Source organism: Nocardia sp. BSTN01, from assembly GCF_015354405.1.
In the GTDB taxonomy this organism is placed as follows: Bacteria; Actinomycetota; Actinomycetes; order Mycobacteriales; family Mycobacteriaceae; genus Nocardia.
In genome coordinates this window covers 57,745-75,608 of sequence record NZ_JADKYP010000003.1, presented here as the reverse complement: position 1 = coordinate 75,608, position 17,864 = coordinate 57,745, and the positions used below count along the sequence as shown (strand labels likewise).

General features: G+C 68.6%; 16 protein-coding genes. 6 read left to right on the top strand and 10 right to left on the bottom strand.

Annotated features, from left to right (window positions below; genetic code table 11):
• The first annotated feature begins 71 nt into the window (after window positions 1–71).
• Window positions 72–1,268: an Hsp70 family protein gene (locus IRT45_RS03810; protein ID WP_194804489.1), complete on the top strand. Its 1,197-nt coding sequence runs from the start codon at window positions 72–74 to the stop codon at window positions 1,266–1,268.
• Between the two features lie 25 nt (window positions 1,269–1,293).
• Here the strand turns inward: IRT45_RS03810 and IRT45_RS03805 are convergent, their stop codons facing one another.
• A complete protein-coding gene (locus tag IRT45_RS03805) occupies window positions 1,294–2,574 on the bottom strand; it encodes an MFS transporter (protein ID WP_194804488.1) in 1,281 nt (426 codons plus the stop codon).
• The gene (locus IRT45_RS03800) at window positions 2,574–3,233 is read right to left on the bottom strand and encodes a GntR family transcriptional regulator (RefSeq protein WP_309240784.1); all 660 of its coding nucleotides are present in this window, start codon (window positions 3,231–3,233) and stop codon (window positions 2,574–2,576) included. The genes IRT45_RS03805 and IRT45_RS03800 overlap by 1 nt, the downstream gene beginning before the upstream one ends.
• A gap of 283 nt (window positions 3,234–3,516) precedes the next feature.
• Here IRT45_RS03800 and IRT45_RS03795 point away from each other — a divergent pair, with 283 nt between their 5' ends.
• The 3 genes from IRT45_RS03795 (at window position 3,517) to IRT45_RS03785 (ending at window position 8,842) form a co-directional block, all read left to right on the top strand.
• On the top strand, window positions 3,517–4,524 hold the full coding sequence (locus tag IRT45_RS03795) for a diiron oxygenase (RefSeq protein WP_194804692.1): 1,008 nt from the start codon (window positions 3,517–3,519) through the stop codon (window positions 4,522–4,524).
• A gap of 14 nt (window positions 4,525–4,538) precedes the next feature.
• Complete coding sequence (locus IRT45_RS03790; RefSeq protein ID WP_194804486.1) at window positions 4,539–6,122, top strand: FAD-dependent oxidoreductase; 1,584 nt, start codon at window positions 4,539–4,541, stop codon at window positions 6,120–6,122.
• A 419-nt stretch (window positions 6,123–6,541) separates the two neighbouring features.
• The gene (locus IRT45_RS03785; RefSeq protein ID WP_194804485.1) at window positions 6,542–8,842 is read left to right on the top strand and encodes an Hsp70 family protein; all 2,301 of its coding nucleotides are present in this window, start codon (window positions 6,542–6,544) and stop codon (window positions 8,840–8,842) included.
• Between the two features lie 44 nt (window positions 8,843–8,886).
• Here IRT45_RS03785 and IRT45_RS03780 read toward each other — a convergent pair whose 3' ends face one another.
• Complete coding sequence (locus tag IRT45_RS03780; RefSeq protein ID WP_194804484.1) at window positions 8,887–9,285, bottom strand: VOC family protein; 399 nt, start codon at window positions 9,283–9,285, stop codon at window positions 8,887–8,889.
• 89 nt (window positions 9,286–9,374) lie between these two features.
• On the opposite strand from IRT45_RS03780, the gene IRT45_RS03775 reads away from it, so the two are divergent.
• Window positions 9,375–10,307, top strand: a complete 933-nt coding sequence (locus IRT45_RS03775; RefSeq protein WP_194804483.1) for a YafY family protein — start codon at window positions 9,375–9,377, stop codon at window positions 10,305–10,307.
• 9 nt (window positions 10,308–10,316) lie between these two features.
• Here the strand turns inward: IRT45_RS03775 and IRT45_RS03770 are convergent, their stop codons facing one another.
• Entirely contained in the window at window positions 10,317–11,132 is an 816-nt protein-coding gene (locus tag IRT45_RS03770) for an SDR family NAD(P)-dependent oxidoreductase (RefSeq protein ID WP_228533526.1), read from the bottom strand.
• Window positions 11,133–11,265: 133 nt separating this feature from the next.
• Here IRT45_RS03770 and IRT45_RS03765 point away from each other — a divergent pair, with 133 nt between their 5' ends.
• Window positions 11,266–12,054 carry an HAD family hydrolase gene (locus tag IRT45_RS03765; RefSeq protein ID WP_063920828.1) on the top strand — a complete coding sequence of 263 codons (789 nt, stop codon included), beginning with the start codon at window positions 11,266–11,268 and terminating at the stop codon, window positions 12,052–12,054.
• A 45-nt stretch (window positions 12,055–12,099) separates the two neighbouring features.
• On the opposite strand, the gene IRT45_RS03760 is transcribed toward IRT45_RS03765, so the two are convergent.
• From IRT45_RS03760 to IRT45_RS37945, 6 genes are all read right to left on the bottom strand, one after another.
• Window positions 12,100–12,864 carry a sirohydrochlorin chelatase gene (locus tag IRT45_RS03760; RefSeq protein WP_194804482.1) on the bottom strand — a complete coding sequence of 255 codons (765 nt, stop codon included), beginning with the start codon at window positions 12,862–12,864 and terminating at the stop codon, window positions 12,100–12,102.
• Window position 12,865: 1 nt separating this feature from the next.
• Window positions 12,866–14,155, bottom strand: a complete 1,290-nt coding sequence (locus tag IRT45_RS03755) for a sulfate adenylyltransferase subunit 1 (protein ID WP_194804481.1) — start codon at window positions 14,153–14,155, stop codon at window positions 12,866–12,868.
• The gene (cysD, locus tag IRT45_RS03750; protein ID WP_194804480.1) at window positions 14,155–15,087 is read right to left on the bottom strand and encodes a sulfate adenylyltransferase subunit CysD; all 933 of its coding nucleotides are present in this window, start codon (window positions 15,085–15,087) and stop codon (window positions 14,155–14,157) included. Before cysD ends, IRT45_RS03755 begins: the two co-directional genes overlap by 1 nt.
• The gene (locus IRT45_RS03745; protein ID WP_194804479.1) at window positions 15,066–15,782 is read right to left on the bottom strand and encodes a phosphoadenylyl-sulfate reductase; all 717 of its coding nucleotides are present in this window, start codon (window positions 15,780–15,782) and stop codon (window positions 15,066–15,068) included. The genes cysD and IRT45_RS03745 overlap by 22 nt, the downstream gene beginning before the upstream one ends.
• A 13-nt stretch (window positions 15,783–15,795) precedes the next feature.
• On the bottom strand, window positions 15,796–17,574 hold the full coding sequence (locus IRT45_RS03740) for a nitrite/sulfite reductase (protein ID WP_194804478.1): 1,779 nt from the start codon (window positions 17,572–17,574) through the stop codon (window positions 15,796–15,798).
• Window positions 17,575–17,706: 132 nt separating this feature from the next.
• Window positions 17,707–17,799 (bottom strand): Ms4527A family Cys-rich leader peptide, encoded by a 93-nt coding sequence (locus tag IRT45_RS37945; RefSeq protein ID WP_368854180.1) that lies wholly within the window; start codon window positions 17,797–17,799, stop codon window positions 17,707–17,709.
• Window positions 17,800–17,864: the final 65 nt, after the last annotated feature.

Sequence of the window (17,864 nt, the reverse complement as noted above, 5' to 3'; positions counted from 1 at the left end):
GCACAGTGATTGCCTGATGCCTGCTCGGGACATGTCAGCGAACGTACGCTCGTCGATCGAGGGGAATTGTGATGACGGTTGGGCTCGGAGTGAGTATCGGCACGGTCAACACGGTGTGCGCCATCGATACTGCTGAGAGCGGAAAGAACGCACGTGCTCGCAAGCGCGGGGCGTCCGGCGAATCCGGTCGGCGCGCACGGGCCTCCGGCCCGAGATCCGCACTGCCGCAGCAGCGCACGGCGCCGGGAACCTGGCGCACGACACTCACTTTCGACAGCAGCGGCGCCGCGCGAGTCGGCCGGATCCCGCGCCACGGCCGTGCCGTGACCGATTTCGCCGATCTGACCGAGCGCGGACGCACCGCGCGCGTGCGCCATCGTTCACTGTCCGCGGCCGATCTGGTGGCGACCGTGGCACGCACCGTGGTCGCGGACGTGTCCGCGCACGTGGTGGCCACCGCCGACGCTCGCAGTCCGGAAACCGCTGTCGCCGTGACACATCCGGTGAGTTACGACGACGACCGGGTGCTCGAACTGCGCGCGGCGCTCGACGCGATCGGGTTGTCCCATGCCGCCCTGGTGGCCGAACCGGTGGCGGCCGCGGCCTGGCTGTCGGTGGCGCACGGGCCGCTGATGCCGGGCTTGGCGCTGGTCTACGACCTCGGCGGATCCGGGCTGACCGTGACCCTGGTGCGCATCGGCGCCGGCACTCCCGCCCGTCCGGTGCTCGGGGAACCGTTGCGCTCCACGGCCTTCGGTGGCCGCGCCTTCGGCGCGAAGATGGCCGCCCAGGACGACTGGCGCGCCGGTGAGGCGTCGGTGGCCGACTCCGCGATCACGGCACTGCGCACCGCGCACGTCCGCGAGTCGCTCGATGTGGTGTACGAATGCCTCGGACGAGCCCGTGTCACGATGGCCGATATCGACTGTGTGCTGGTCGTCGGCGGCGCCGCCCGCCCGCCCGAAGTCGCCGCGGTTCTGGCCTCGGCGCTGGCGCGGCCGGTGATCGTCGCCCCGGATCCGGAGCGCACGATCGCCGAGGGCGCGGCCGTTCTCGCGCGCCGCGCCGCCGAATCGGCCCTGGACGGCGATGTCGCCGAGGCGCCGGAACGGCCCGAGCCGCCGCGCATGCTGCGCCGCCGCCTGACCCGGGTCGCGGTCACCGTCGCGGTCGCGGCCGGCGGCGCGCTGTTCGCGGCGACGGCTGTGGTGGGAGACGAAGCGGGAGCGCAATCCATGGGCGCCGGGATCGTGCACGTGCAGCACTGAGGTGTGCCGCCGCGCACGCGGACGATTATCCCCGCGACTGCACCCGCTGCCGGCGGGTGCCGTCGGGGAGTGCGCTGTCCGGATCGCGATAGTTGCTGAGTACCACCGCAAGACATCCGAGGGCGATGACCGCGCCGGCCGCGAACATCACCGGATAGCCGATGTGCAGCGCGTTGTGCAGCAGCGACAGCAGCGCCGGCGAGCCGAATCCGAGGTAGCTCACCGAGTAGAACACCGCGGTCAGCCCGGCGAGATCGTCCGGCCGGGCGATCCGCTCGATCTCCTGCAATCCGGCGACCATGCCGGTGCCGAGTCCGAGGCCCAGCACCGCGGCGGTGATGATGACGGCCCACAGCTGCAGCGATGCCGCCGCGTACACCGACGCGGCCATGCCGGCCGTGGTCAGGACCAGCGACAGCGCCGCGATCCGCGCGGTACCCGGTAGGTCGATCCGCCGCGCCACCGACTGGATCGCGAAACCGCAGCCGAGCGTGATCACCGTGATCAACGCGGAGAACGCGATGGGCGTCGCGGCGATGCGGTCGGCGGCCAGCGTCGGCAGAATCGCGTAGGCGGTCGCACCCGAGGTGAACAGCCACAGCGCCAGCGGTAGTGCGATGCGGCGGAAACGCCGGTGGCCCGCCGCCGGAATCCGCAGATCGTCACGCAGCGGCTTGCGAACCGGTTGCGGCGCCACGGTTTCCGGTGCGCGCAGTACCCAGACGGCCGCGATCAGGCACAGCGCCACATTGATCAAATAGGCCAAAGTGGTGGGCCACGGCGCCCACTGTGCCAGCACGCCGGCCACTCCGGCTCCGATGGCGAAACCGCCGGTGAGGCTCATCGCCGAGCGTCGTGCCCCGGTGCCGGGGGCCGACGCGGGCCCGAACGGCGGCTGCGAGAGCTCCTTCAACCAGCTGCTGCCCACGGCCATCGCCAGCCCGAGGCCGACTCCGCACAGGACGCGTCCGATCGACAACATCGGCACCACGCCGGAACCGAAGGCCAGCAGCGTCGATCCCACCGCGGTGATCAGCGGTGCGGGCCGCATCAGCCGCCGTCTGCCGTAGCGATCCGACAGCGGTCCGCCGATCAGCAGCGCCGGCACGATGCCCAGGACGTATTCGAACAGCAACAGATTCACGGTGGTGACCGGCAGGCCGTCGTTCTTGTACATCACCAGCAGCGGGGTGAATTCGTTTCCGCCCCAGGCGATCGCGAAGATCGCCGCGGCCACGCCCCACCAGACGCGAGGCGCGGTGGCGACGCGGGCCGGGCGGAAATCGACGACGGCCGGTGCGGTCATCACAGTCCTCTCAGTTCGAGCTGGTGCACACCCGACAGATGGTCGGCGAGCGCGGTATCGAAGGCCCCCGTATCTCCGGCGGCGATCAGATCCGTCAGCCGCGCATGCTGTTCCACGATGCGGGCGGTATTCATCGGCGCTCGGTGCAGGGCGACGCTGTTCATCCGCCGCTGACGTTCGCGCAGCGAGTCGTAGAACCCGGTGAGCAGCGGGTTGCCCGCCGCGACCACATAGCCGCGATGGAAGTCGGTGTCCTCGGTGGCGAAGCGCGACAGCGCCTGTCCGTCGGAGGCGTCGAGGTTCGCGACGAGTTCGCGCTGGCGGGTCAGCGATTCGCGCAGTGTGTCGAGCAGCGGCGGGCGGTCGTCGGCGGTGAGGGCGCGCACCGCCGCGGTCTCCACGACATAGCGGGCATGGGCGACGTGCTCGGCCTCGTGCGAGGGGATCGGGACCACCAGTGCGCCGCGTTTGGGATACAGCCGCATCCAGCCCTCGGTCTCCAACCGCAGGAATGCCTCCCGGATCGGAGTGCGGGAGGTACCCAGATCGTTCGCGATCTCGCCCTCGCTGATCAGCTCTCCACCGGGCAGCGCGCCGGTCAGAATGCGCTCCTTGATCTCCCGGTAGGCGCGCTCAGCGGCTGAATACGTCTTAGACACAAGTTGTAGCTTACTCGGGACATGGGATGAATTGCTATGTGGGTGCGGACACGTTCGGGCCGCCCTCGCGGTGCGTTGTGGCGGCCTCGTAACTGATGTGACGCCCCGCACAGTACTGCTCGGTAATGCTGTTTGGGTTGCGGCTGAGCTGGGAATACGGCCGATCATCGGCGGGGTTGCGCGATCGTGTCCGGCAGGGCCGGTCGCCGGTGTTGACCTCCGCCGCTGTAGGTGTAACTATGGGAAACAGTTACCCATGCGAGAGGGAGAGGCTGTGACGAGGATGTCCGTTGCCGCGACGCCGGAAGTAGACCCTGTGGTCGCCGAGGCCATGGAATACGCCCAGAAGCTGCTCCTGCTGTCCGAGGGTTCGGTCAACAAGCACTTCGATCCGTTCACCGACATCGACTGGGACAACCCCGACTTCGCCGCGACCGCCGGCGAGAAGCGGTGGATTCTTCCGGAATCCGCCGATCCGCTGGGGCGTCACCCCTGGTATCAGGCGCTGTCGGACGAGCAGAAGATCGCCCTCGGCAAGTACCGCCAGGCCAATGTCGCCAAGGTCGGCCTGCAGTTCGAGTCGATCCTGATCAGCGGCATGGTCACGCACAACTTCAGCCTGCCCAACGGCTCGCCCGAGTTCCGGTACTGCTCCCACGAGATGATCGAGGAGCACAACCACACCCTGATGTTCCAGGAGATGGTCAACCGGATCGGCATCGACGTGCCGGGCATGGGCCCGCTGGTCCGCAAGCTCCGCTACTTCGCCGCGCCGGTCGCCGCCCGGTTCCCGAACCTGTTCTTCATGGCGGTCCTCGCCGGTGAGGAGCCGATCGACCACATCCAGAAGCAGATCCTGCGCTCCGGCGAGGAAGTGCATCCGATCATGCGCGGAGTGATGGCGATCCACGTCGCCGAGGAGGCGCGCCACATCTCCTTCGCGCACGAATTCCTGAAGAAGCATGTGCCCGAGGTGAATGCGGCCGAGAAGTTCGTGCTGTCGCTGGCCATGCCGATCGTGATGTGGATTCTCGGCCGGTCCATCGCCACCCCACCGAAGTCCTTCTTCAAGGAGTTCGACATCCCGGAGGACGTCCGCAAGGAACTGTTCTACGGCTCCGCCGAGGCGCAGCAGACCTTCGCCGACTACTTCATCGACGTGCGGGCGTTGGCCAAGGAATTGGGCCTGATGAACCCGATCTCGAAGAACGTCTGGAAGCTGCTGAAGATCGACGGTCCGGCCAGCCGGTACCGCTCGGAGCCGCAGCGCGCCAAGACCAAAGCCGCCTGAAGGGTAGCCATACAGTGCCGTATGTAGTCACCCAGTCGTGCTGCAGCGACGCCTCCTGCGTCTACGCGTGCCCGGTCAATTGCATTCATCCCACGCCCGACGAACCGGATTTTCTGACGGCGGAGATGTTGTACGTCGACCCCGCGGCATGCGTGGACTGCGGGGCGTGTGCCACGGCCTGCCCGGTGGACGCCATCACCTCCTCGAAGAAGCTCACCGCGGAGCAGAAGCCGTTCATCGAGATCAACGCCGATTTCTATCGGCAGGCCCGCCCGCGTCCCCTGTTGGCCAAGCCGGTCCCCCCTGCCGAGGTCGACACCGAGCGGGGCGCGATGCGCGTCGCGATCGTGGGTTCGGGCCCCTCGGCGATGTATGCCGCCGACGAACTGCTCACCCAGCCGGACGTGACGGTGACGGTGTTCGACCGGCTGCCGGTGCCCTACGGCCTGGCCCGCCACGGTGTCGCACCCGACCACACCCGGACCCGGCAGGTGAGCCGGTTGTTCGATGTGATCTCCGCGCAGCCCGGATTCGGGTCGTACCTGAATGTGGCGGTGGGCGACGATATCTCGCACGCCGAACTGCTGGATCACTTCGACGCGGTGATCTACGCCGTGGGCGCCTCCTCCGACCGCAAGCTCGGCATTCCCGGCGAGGGCCTGCCCGGCAGCCTGTCCGCGACCGAGTTCGTGGCGTGGTACAACGGCCATCCCGACTACGCGCAGCGCAGTTTCGATCTGTCGCAGCGGCGCGCGGTGATCGTCGGCAACGGCAATGTGGCGCTCGACGTGGCCCGGATTCTCACCATGGATCCCGAATTGCTCGATGCCACCGAGGTGTCGCCGCCGGCGCTGGAGGCGCTGCGGCACAGCAAGATCGAGGAAGTGGTGATCGTGGGTCGCCGCGGCCCCGCCGAATCCGCCTTCACCGTCCCCGAATTCGTGGGGCTGCTCGGCTCCGATCTCGACATCGTCGTGGAAGGTGATGTGCCGGATTCGACTCCGGACCTGCCGCAGAAGGTCGATCAGAAGCTGAGGTTGCTGCGCAGCGTGGCCGACCGTCCGGTGGGCGCGCGCAAGCGCATCGTCTTCCGCTATCTGTCCTCGCCGGTGGCGCTGGTCGGCACCGACCGGGTGACCGGAATCGAGCTGGTGCGCAACGAACTCGTCACCGACGAGGCCGGTGTCACCCGGGCCGTCGCGACGGAGGAGACCGAGACACTGGACACCGCACTGGTTCTCGCCTCGGTGGGTTACCGCGGCGTGGCCGTGCCGGGGGTGCCGTTCGACGAGCGCGCCGGTGTCATCCCGAACGCCGACGGCCGGGTGCTCGAATCCGCCGACGGCGCGGTGGTTCCGGGAACCTACGTGACCGGTTGGATCAAGCGCGGCCCGACCGGCTTCATCGGCACCAACAAGTCCTGCGCACAGCAGACGGTGCGGCAGCTGGTCGACGACTTCAACGCCGGCCGTCTGCGCCGGCCCACCGCCGACGCCACCGATTTCGATCGGCTGGTCCAGCGCCGCCGCCCCGATGCGGTGCGCGGCGGCGCCACGGCCCAGCCGTGGTGGAAGCGCAAGCTGCTCGCTCGCTCCTGAGCCGGATATCTCGACCCACCGCCCCGATCCGTACGGATCGGGGCGATTGTCGTGTCGGCAACCATCCAGTCATTCGGCATGACCACCTCGAATTCGGTCTCGTGAATGTCATTGCCGCAATTCCATAGAAAACCGGTCGGTATTCCGTGGGATCAACTGTGAAATGGCCAGTTTTGCCAGCTATTCTCCTGCGGTAGCTGAATTCAGTCTTCCGATCTTGGTGTCCACCAGGGTCTATCAGGTCTTTTGCGCGATCGACCGGCGAGTGTGAAAGCTTTTCCGCCCATTCGGTTTCCGTGATCGAGACCGACCAGCTAACCTGTGTTCGCTATTTGGTAAACGACCGCGACCACATGGTTGAACCACTGGGGCCGTGGTCTCGGTGCGTTGACGGGATGGCAATGACGGTTGGCTTCGGCATGAGCATCGGCACAGTGAATTCCGTGTGGGCGGCCACTGCCGGTGATCGCGACCGTCCGGCGGTCCGCGTGCGCCGCACGGTGGTCACCGTCGACCGATCCGGAGCGGTGCGGGTCGGGGGAGTGCCTCGATTCGCGCCGGTAGTCACGGATTTCGCCGACCTCACCCGCACGCGCGAGCCGGTGACGCTGGGCGGCCGGATCCGATCCTCGGCCGATCTGGTCGCCGCGGTGGCCACCTGCCTGATCGACGCCAGCGATCCGGAGGCCGGGCCGGTTCTCACCTATCCCGCCTGCTACACCGACCGGCAGATCGCCTCGCTGCAGTACGCGCTGCATGGCTGTGGCGCCTTCGATGTGATTCTGATGCCCGAACCGGTGGCCGCCGTGGAATGGCTCGACGACGAATACGGCGTCAGCACAAGCAGTTCCACGCTCGTCTACGATCTCGGCGCCAACAGTCTGGACGTCGCGGTGGTCCGGACCGAGGCGGAATGGAATCAGCGCGGGGTGCTCGGCTCGGCGCTGCGATCCGATGTCTACGGCGGCCGGCCGCTGGGCGCCGTCCTGGCGCGCTACGCGCGGACGCTGGCTCCGGACGTGCCGGCCCCGGTGTCGAAGGTGGTGCCGGCCGAGGACACCCGCCGCCTGCGCACGTGGCATGTGCGCAATTCCCTTCGGGTGGTGCGCGATTGCCTGAAGAGTGCGCGGGTGAGCATCGACGACATCGACCGCGTGTTGCTCGTCGGCGGCGCCGCGCGGCCGGTCGAGGTCGCGGAGGTGCTGGCCGAATTGGGACCTCCCGTGATCGTCCCGCCGGATCCGGCGCATACGGTCGCGACCGGTGCCGCCATCGCCTCGGCCCGGTTCGCCGTGAGCAACAGCACTGTCGGGCGGTATGCCCGGGGTGCCGCGGTCGTGTCCTCGGCCGCGGTCGTCTCCGCACTGGCGATGTCGGCGGCGACCATGATCGGCGGTGGCCCGCTCGGGACCGACGGCCCGATCATGGAATTCGCCCCCGCGCTCGCCGGTCCGGCGGACGCGTTGCGCGAGCAGGTCGGTGAGCTGCCGCAGACCCCGGGATTCGGCGCCGGATTCGCGGCGCTGGCGGCCCGCGCCGACACGCTGATGGGTACCTCGCTGTCCGGTTTGCGCGGCTACGCCGGTGCGGCGCACGACTTTTCGCGCACCATGACCGATCGGGTGGAGAACGCGCTGCGCGACTACGGTGCCGTGACACCCTGCGTGCCGCCGCGCGCGAGGACCTACTCCGACCCGGCGCGTTTCACCAACCCCATGCCGTTCGTGAACTCGGGTGCGGCGGCGCTCCTGGCCGCCGGCGCCGCGGCCCGTAACCTGCCCGGCGCGGGACATCCCGGTCAGCCTGAATCCGGTGACCAGGGCACCCCGCCCGGCGGCGGCTCCACATACGGGGACTCGTCGAAGTCCGGGAACCCGGCGCCGAAACCCGTCGGCACACCGGACGGTTCGATCACGCCCGCGCCCGGTACGAACCCCGCGCCCATCGGCGACACGACCGCGACTACCGGTGCGACGCCGGGAGATTCGCATTCCGGTGATGCCGCATCCACTCCGGGATCGGGCCACTCGGGCGGCACCGCCGACAGCGGTGCGGGCTCGGGTGCGACGTCGGACGCCGACTCGAATCCGGCCGCAGGTTCGAGTACGTCGTCGAACGGCTCGGGTTCGACCAGCGCCGAATCGCATGGGCCGCACGGCGACTCCGCGAACTCCGGTGGTACGCACAATTCGGGCGCAGAAAGCGCGGGCACCGAGAGTTCGGGCGCAGAGAACTCGGCTGCGGAAAACTCCGATACTCAGCACTCGGGAGGCGCGAACTCGGGCGCGGCACACTCCGGTGACGCCACGAACTCCGACACCGGAACGAACCCCGGTGGTACGGGAACGCCCGGCGACGGCACGAACCCGAACAGTACGGCGGGGGACCACGCGAAGCCCGGTTCGTCGGCTCCCGTGGGTGGCGGCACCGATTCCGCGCCGGCCGGAGGGGCCCAATCGAGCCCTGGCACAGTGCCTTCCGATACCGTCCCCGGCGCGGGAACGGCCCGCACCCCGGGGCCCGGGGCCGGCACGGCCACACCTCCCGGCGGCGCGACCCGCCCCGGCGCGACCAACCCCGCCCCGGCGGCCCCCGTCCGTCCCGGCGTCGTCGCGCCGAGCCACCCCGGCCTGGGTGCCACCCCCGGCGGCGGCTTCCACGGTGGTGGACTGGGCGGTGGTCTCGGCGGCGGCTTCCACGCCGGCGGTTTCGGCCACTGACCCAATGCGCCGACGGGGTTCGCCCGCCGATGCCGGGCCGGTGGCTACGATGCCGGGCGCTGATCCAGGACGTCGAGGTAGTGCTGGTTGGACATGATGCCGAGCAGGTTGCCGAACGGGTCGACCACCGAGGCCGTGACGAAGCCCGGACCGCGTTCGGTGACGGGCTGGTGTTCGGCGGCGCCGAGTTCCCGGAGCCGCCGCAGGGACGCGTCCAGATCGTCGACATGCCAGTACAGCAGCGCGCCACCGGTCCGGTGGGCGGGGTCCGGGCAGTAGCGGCGGTCGATGATGCCGAGTTCCTGCCGGTAGTCCCCGATGCGGAACTCGATATAACCCGGCACTTCGAAATACGGTGCGGTATCCAGCAATTCGCTGTACCAGCGCTTGGCGGCGTCCAGGTCGTCGGCGTAGTAGGACACGGTCGTCATTCCTCGCAGCATCGGTCTCTCCTCGGTCGTTGCGGTGTCTCCTAGGATCTTCGCGCTCAAAGTGCTCACCGAATGAGCACTTTGTTCGGCAGAATCGCCGTATGCGCGCCGACCGTCTGATTGCCACGCTGCTCCTGATGCAGGCGAGGGGCCGGGTGACCGCCGCCGAGGTCGCCAGGGAACTCGAGGTTTCCGTGGCGACCGCGCGCCGCGACCTCGAGGCGCTGTCGTCGGCCGGGGTTCCGGTCTATCCGCAGCCCGGTCGCGGCGGGGGCTGGGCGCTGGTCGGCGGCGCCCGGACCGATCTCAGCGGAATGAAGGCCGACGAGGCGCGGGCGCTGTTCCTGCTGCTCGGTCCGGCCGCCTCGGGCTCGCCGGCCACCCGCTCGGCGCTGCGAAAATTGGTGCGGGCCTTGCCGGAGACGTTTCGCGAGGAGGCGTTGGCAGCCTCCGCGGCGACGCTGATCGATCCGGTGGGCTGGGGCCGGCAGCCACACTCCGAACCGGCGGAGGTCGCGGTGCTGCAGCAGGCCGTCACCCGGCGACGACCTGTCCGCTTTCGCTACGGTCCGGCCGGTCGCGAACGTGTCGTCGAGCCGTGGGGCGTCGTCGACAAGGACGCGGTGTGGTATCTGATAGCCGGAACCGACCGCGGGCGCCGGACCTATCGGGTCGATCGCATGAGCGAGGTGACCGTCGAGGACGGCGTCACCGTCGTCCCGGCGGATTTCGATCTGGCGCAGGCGTGGTCGGAAACCGTCGAGCGGATGGAACGCCGCCGCGGCGACGTGTCGGCGATCGTGCACGCCGATACCGCGATCGTGCCGGTCCTGCGTGATCGGCTGGGCCGGCACTGTGTCGAGGACGGTCCGGTCGACGACGGCCGGGTGCGGCTGCGGATCAGCGCCCACCTGCCGCGCGCGATCGCCGAACAGCTCGCCGGATTCGGAGGACGCCTCGAAGTCGTTGCCCCCGAATCGATTCGGCGCGAGCTGGCCGCGCTGGCGGCCGAACTCACCGCGCTCTATCGCTGATCCGAGGGCTCAGCGGGCAGTGAAACCACCGTCGACGGTGACCGCCGCGCCGGTGACGAAGCTCGCCTCGTCGGAGAGGAGATAGGCGCACAGAGATGCGATCTCCTCCGCGCGGGCGATCCGGCCGAGGGGATGCAGCGCCGCGACCGCCGCCTCGCCTTCGGGCGTGGCACCCATCGACGAGCGGAATGCGGGAGTATCCACCGCGCCCGAGACCAGTGCGTTGACCCGCACGCCCTCGGCGGCTGTCTCCAGTGCCACCGCGCGGGTCAGACCGACCACGCCGTGTTTGGCCGCGACGTACGGCGCGACCGAGGCCATGCCGACCACGCCGAGGTTGGAGGCATTGTTGAGGATCGCCCCGCCGCCGGACGCCAGCAGTGCCGGGACCTGGTATCGCAGGCCGAAGTACACGCCGGTGAGATTCAGTTCCAGATCCGCGCGCCAGCCGTTGTCGTCGATGTCCTGCACCGGCCCGAAGGAGTTGACCGCCCCGGCGTTATTGAATGCCGCGTCCAGCCGCCCGAATTCGTCGATCGCGGTGCGGGTGAGCCGCTCCACGTCCTCGGCCACGGTGACATCGGTCGGCACGAAGACGGCCCGGCCGCCCTCGGCGCGAATGTCCGCGACGATCCGGTCCCCGGCCTCCTTACCGCGGGAGCCCAGCACCACCGCGGCGCCCTCGGCCGCCACGCGCCGGGCCACGGCGGCGCCGATTCCGCTGCCGGCGCCGGTGATCAGCACGACCTTCGATTCGAACCGGTTGTCCATTGTCGTCTCCATATCCGTTGTCTGCCAGGTGATCTCGTGGCTGATGTCAGTCAAGTCGCGCGGAGCCGGTAAAGCTGGCGGCATTCGGACTTGTAGTTGATACGTCATGCAGCGGCCGGACCGGCATACCGCCCGGTAACGGAGGCGTGGCTGTCAGTGCAGATGCACGATCGGTGACAATGACTCGGTGAACAGTCCTCGACTGATTGCCCTGGATGTGGACGGGACCATCCTGCAGGCGGGCGCACCCATGAGCCCGCGGGTGCGTGCGGCGGTGCGCGCCGCGGTCGACGCGGGCGCCCACGTGGTGATCACCACCGGCCGCACCCTGCTGGCCACCCGGCTCGTGATGGAGGAGCTGGGGCTCGAGGAGGGCCAGGCGCTGTGCTCGAACGGCGCTGTGCACGTCGACATTTCGAACTGGGAGCCGCTGGCTGTGCACACCTTCGATCCGGAGCCTGCGGTCGCGACACTGCGTGCCCTGCTGCCCGACATGGTGCTGTCGGTGGAGAAGGTGGGCGTGGGCACCTGGGCCACCGGCTACTACCCCGGCAGTTTCCGGCTCGGCGAATTCCGCTTCGTCGACGATGCGGAGTTGAGCCTGGAACCCACCACGCGGCTGAACGGCTGGTGGCCCGGCGGCAGCCTCGACGAAATGATCGACGCGGTCGGCGAACTCGATCTCCCCGGCGCCGGCTGGGTGCACGGCGAGGACGAGCCGTGGCTGGTCGCCTCCAAACAGGGTGTGTCCAAAGGCTGGGCGCTGGAACAACTTCGCCTGGCGCTCGACATCCCGCTGGAGCAGACCCTGGCCATCGGCGACGGGTACAACGATATCGAAATGCTCACCTGGGCAGGGCATTCCGTCGCCATGGGGAATGCGGTGCCCCCGGTCCACGAGCTCGCCGACGAAACGACCGCCGATATCAGCGAGGACGGGGCGGCCCTGGTGCTGGAGCGCTGGTTCGGGGGGTGAGCCCCGGCGCCCGCAGCCGCAGGACGGACGCGAGGCCGGGCCGAATCAGGCCGAGAGTTCCAGGGGCAGTCGCCCGGCGGCGTGATAACGGTCGAGTGCGACCTGCGTGAGAAACCGGTGCGGCCCGATCGGGGGCGCGTGCACGAGGCCGGGTTCGGCGTCGGCCAGCCGATCGATGAGCAATCCCGGGGCGAGGAACCAAGGGGCGACCATCACCCGGCGGGCGCCCTGGCTGCGCAGATCCGACACCGCTCGGACCAGCGATGGCTGGGTGGTCGCGAAGCAGATCGCGGACCGCCAGCGGGTGTCGTGCGTGAGCGCCGCCGCGACTTCGGCCGTGATGCGGTTCGCGGCGGCGGACGAGGATCCGACGGCCGCGACCGCGATACCGAGGCCGGCGTCGTCGCGATCGGCGCCCGCGTCGAGCGCTCGATCCCGCAACGCCGCCACGAGTCGTGCGTCGGTTCCGAGCACATCGGCCTGTGTGATCCGCAGCAGCGGATGCCGCCGGCGGGCAGCCGCCAGCATGCCGGGCAGGTCCACCCGGGCGTGAAACGCGCTGCCCAGCAGCAACGGAACGACGATGGCTTCGGTATGTCCCTGTGCCGCAACGGCATCGATGACCTGTTCCACCGATGGGGTGTTCAGATCCAGGAATGCCAGTCGTACGTCGACATCAGGACGCTGTTCGGCGATCTCGGTGACCACGGCCGACATCGTCGCCGCGGACCGCGGATCACGGCTCCCGTGTGCGACCGCGATGAATGCCGGGGCGCGCCCGTTCCCGAATGCCCCACCGGCCGAATTCATCTCAGTTACCGACCTCGACCGAGGTCAGCACGTCGCCCACCAGGCCGGCGGCCAGGGTGTTACCGCCCGCCGGGTCGATGAGCAGGAAGCTGCCGGTGTAGCGGTTGACCCGGTAGTCGTCGGCCGCGATCGGCTCCGCGACGCGTACCGAGATGCGGCCGATATCGTTGAGCGCCAGCGATTCCGGATTCGGGTCGGCGGCCAGGTTCTGCTCGTCGAACCGCTCGATCAGCGCGCCCACGATGGCCTGTGTGGTCCGCGTGCCGTGCTTGAGCAGCAGGCGGGCACCGGGCCGCAGCGGCTTGTCGCCGAGCCAGCAGACGGTGGCGTCGAACGAATCGATCGGTTCGGGCGCGTCGGCGGCCGCGACGATGGTGTCGCCGCGGGAGATGTCGACCTCGTCGGTGAGCAGCAGGGTCACACTGCGACCCGGCTGAGCGGAGGGCAGTTCGCCGTCGGCGGTGTCGATGCGGTCGACCGTGGTCCGGATGCCGGAGGGCAGCACCACGACCTCGTCACCCCTGGAGACCACGCCCGCGGCGACCTGTCCCGCATATCCGCGATAGTCCGGGTACTCCGCGGTCCGCGGACGGATCACGTACTGGACCGGGAAGCGCAGACCCACCTGATGACGGCCGGTGCTGTCGGCATCGACCGGCACCGACTCCAGGTGCTCGATCAGGGAGGGACCGTCGTAGAACGGGGTGTTCTCCGACCGCGACGCGATGTTGTCACCGTGCAGCGCCGACACCGGGATCTCCACGATATCCTCGGGGGCCCAGCCGAGCTTGCTCGTCAGCTCGGTGAACTCGGCCACGATCTGCTCGAACACCGCCGCGGCATCGTCCACCAGATCGATCTTGTTCACCGCCAGCACCAGCTTCGGCACGCCCAGCAGCGCCATCACCGCGGCGTGGCGCCGGGTCTGCTCGATGACACCCTTACGGGCATCGACCAGCAGGATCACCAACTGCGCCGTCGACGCGCCCGAAACGGTGTTGCGGGTGTACTGCACGTGGCCCGGGGTGTCGGCGAGCACGAAGGATCGCTGCGGCGTCGCGAAGTAGCGGTAGGCCACATCGATCGTGATGCCCTGTTCGCGTTCGGCGCGCAGCCCGTCGACCAGCAGCGAGAGATCGGGGGTGGCCAGACCCTTGTCGACCGAGGCCCGGGTGACGGCGTCGATCTGGTCGGCCAGCACCGATTTCGTGTCGTAGAGCAGGCGTCCGACCAGTGTGGACTTGCCGTCGTCGACACTGCCGGCGGTGGCCAGTCTCAGTAGGTCGGACATCAGAAATAACCCTCTCGCTTGCGGTCTTCCATGGCGGCCTCGGAGACGCGGTCGTCGCCGCGGGTCGCGCCACGTTCGGTGAGTCGCGAGGCGGCGACCTCGGCGAGGATGTCGTCGTTGGTCGCGGCATCGGAAAGTATTGCGCCGGTGGTGGATCCGTCTCCGACGGTGCGGTAGCGGACCGACTTGACGACCAGCTCCTCACCCTCGCGCGGACCACCCCAGGAACCGGGGGTCATCCACATGCCGTCGCGCTGGTACACGGGCCGCTCGTGCGCGTAGTAGATCGTCGCGAGTTCGACGTTCTCGCGCGCGATGTAGCGCCAGATGTCGAGTTCGGTCCAGTTGCTCAGCGGGAACACCCGCACGTGCTCACCGGGCGCGTGCCGGCCGTTGTACAGGTTCCACAGTTCCGGGCGCTGCCGCTTCGGGTCCCAGCGGCCGAACGCGTCGCGCAGCGAGAAGATCCGCTCCTTGGCCCGCGAACGCTCCTCGTCGCGCCGGCCGCCACCGAAGACCGCGTCGAAGCGATTCTCGGCGATGGCGTCCAGCAGCGGCACGGTCTGCAGCGGGTTACGGATGCCGTCGGGCCGCTCGGTGAGCCGGCCGTCGGCGAGGTACTCCTCGACGCTGGCGACGTGCAATCGCAGCCCGTACTTCTCGACCACGTGGTCACGGAAGGCCAGCACCTCGTCGAGGTTGTGGCCGGTGTCCACGTGCAGCAGCGAGAACGGCAGCGGCGCGGGCCAGAAGGCCTTCAGCGCCAGATGCAGCAGGACCGTGGAGTCCTTCCCACCGGAGAACAGGATCACCGGCCGCTCGAATTCGCCCGCCACCTCACGGAAAATGTGGATGGCTTCGCTCTCGAGGGCGGCAAGAGTATCGAATTGTGTCTCGGTCACCGTTGAAGTCATGAGGCGTGCAACCCGCATTCGGTCTTGGCGAGGCCGGCCCAACGGCCGCTTCGCGGATCGGATCCCGGTTCCGGCTTCCGCGTGCACGGAGCGCAACCGATGGACGGATATCCCTCCTCGACGAGGGGGTTGACGAGAATGCCGTGCTGGTCGATGTACGCGGCAATCTCGTCGTCGGACCAGGCGGCGATCGGGTTGATCTTCACCAGGCCGAAGCCCTCGTCGAAGGAGATCAGGGGCGCGTTGGCCCGGGTCGGGGCCTCCACACGCCGGATGCCGGTCACCCACGCGTTGTAGGGAGCCAGCGATTTCTTCAGCGGCACCACCTTGCGCAGCCGGCAGCATTCACCGGCGTCGCGGGCGAACAGATCCTTGCCGAGCAGCCGATCCTGTTCGGCGACAGTGTGTTCGGGCCGCACGTTCACGATGTTCACGCCGTACACGGTCTCGACCGCGTCCCGGGTGCCGATGGTCTCGGCGAAGTGGTAGCCGGTGTCGAGGAAGAGGATGTCGACACCGGGCCGCACCTGCGCGGCCAGCTGCACCAGCACCGCGTCCTGCATGTTCGAGGCGACGATGTAGCCGGAACCGAAGGTGTCCTCGGTCCACTGCAGCAGCTCCGTCGCCGAAGCGTCCGGGCCCAGCTGCGCCGCGCCGTCCTCGGCGATCCTGCGCAGCTCGGCTTCGCTCAGCTTGTCCAAAGTGGTTGCCATACTGAATCTCCCGTTACCGAAGGTCGGCCTCGTCGGCGCGGACAGCCCATTGCGCGAACCGCTCACCGTCGTTGCGGTTCTTGACGAAATTGCGGACGACACGCTCGATGTAGTCGCCGAGCTCCTCGCTGGTCACCTTGTGCTGGCGCAGCTTGCGGCCGAAGCCGCTGTCGAGCCCGAGGCTGCCACCGAGGTGAACCTGGTAGCCCTCCACCTGATTCCCGTCGCCGTCGTCCACGAGCTGGCCCTTGAAGCCGATGTCGGCGATCTGCGAACGGCCGCACGAGTTGGGGCAGCCGTTGATGTTGATCGTGACCGGCACGTCGAGCTGAGCGTTGATATCGGCCAGGCGCCGGTCGAGTTCGGGCGCCAGCACCTGCGAACGCTTACGGGTCTCCACGAACGAGAGCTTGCAGAACTCGATACCACTGCAGGCCAGCAGGTTTCGCCGCCAGGCCGACGGCCGGGCCTGCAGGCCCAGCGGTTCCAGTTCGGCGATCAGTTCCTCGACCTTGTCGTCGGGGACGTCGAGCACGACGATCTTCTGGTACGGGGTGAACCGGATCCGGTCCGCGCCGACACGTTCGACGGCGTCGGCGACCTTGGTCAGGATCGTGCCCGAGACGCGGCCGGCGATCGGGGAGAAGCCGATCGCGTTGAGACCGTTGCGCAGCCGCTGCACGCCCACATGGTCGATCGGCCGGGCCGGCTTCTCCGGCGCCGGGCCGTCGACGAGCTTGCGCTGCAGATACTTGGTTTCGAGAACTTCTCTGAATTTCTCGATGCCCCAGTCCTTGATGAGGAACTTCAACCGCGCCTTGGTCCGCAGCCGGCGGTACCCGTAGTCACGGAACAGCGAGACGACGGCTTCCCACACATCCGGCACCTCTTCCAGCGGCACCCACGCACCGACCCGCTGCGCGAGCATCGGGTTGGTGGACAGGCCGCCGCCGACCCACAGGTCGAATCCGGGGCCGTGTTCGGGATGTTCGACGCCGACGAACGCGACGTCGTTGATCTCGTGGACCACATCCTGCTGGCCGGAGATCGCGGTCTTGAACTTGCGGGGAAGGTTCGAGTACTCCTTCTTGCCGATATAGCGCCGGGTGATCTCCTCGACCGCCCAGCTGCCGTCGACCACCTCGTTCAGCGACTCACCGGCCAGCGGGGAACCGAGGACCACGCGCGGGCAGTCGCCGCACGCTTCGGTGGTCTGCAGGCCGACCGCCTCGATGCGCCGCCAGATCTCCGGGACGTTCTCGATCTCGATCCAGTGGTACTGCAGATTCTCGCGGTCGGACAGATCGGCGGTATCGCGGCCGAACTCGGTGGAGATCTGGCCGAGGGTGCGCACCTGCTCGACGTTCAGCGCGCCGCCGTCGCAGCGGATGCGCATCATGAAGTACTTGGCTTCGAGCAGATCGATGTTCTCGTCACCGGTCCAGGTGCCGTCGTAGCCCTGCTCGCGCTGGGTGTAGAGGCCCCACCAGCGGAAGCGGCCGCGCAGATCGCTCTTGTCGATCGAGTCGAATCCGCCCTTGGCGTAGATGTTCTCGATACGCGCGCGGACGTTGAGCGGATTGTCGTCCTTCTTGCTCTGCTCGTTCGCGTTCAACGGCTCCCGGTAACCGAGGGCCCACTGGCCCTCGGACTTGCGGCGGACCGGCTTGCCGGTGCGTTCGCGCGGCCCGGAGGCCTCCGGACGGGGCCGGGCACGACGCTCACGGGCGAGGCGTTCACGATCGGCGCGAACGGACTCGGGGGTGGGACCGGCGTCGGTACTCGACGTCATAGGGTCGCTCCTGAAGAAGATGGATCAGGCCTTGCGGCAGGCGGGAGGGGCTGGCTCGCGCCTTCGGTGTTCAGCGAATCGGACCGATGGGCATCGCGACGGATGCCGGGAACCGGGAGAGGGGAGGCCGAGCTACCGGAGGCGATCCGGCAGACAACTGGCACTGCAGACACGCTTGAAGTCGACATGGCGGCGCGCCACGAGTCGTACTCCAAGTCCGGTCATGGAAGTTATTGTGCCATGTCAGATGGGTCTTTCCGACGGGTGGGTCATATTCTCCGCAAAAAAGC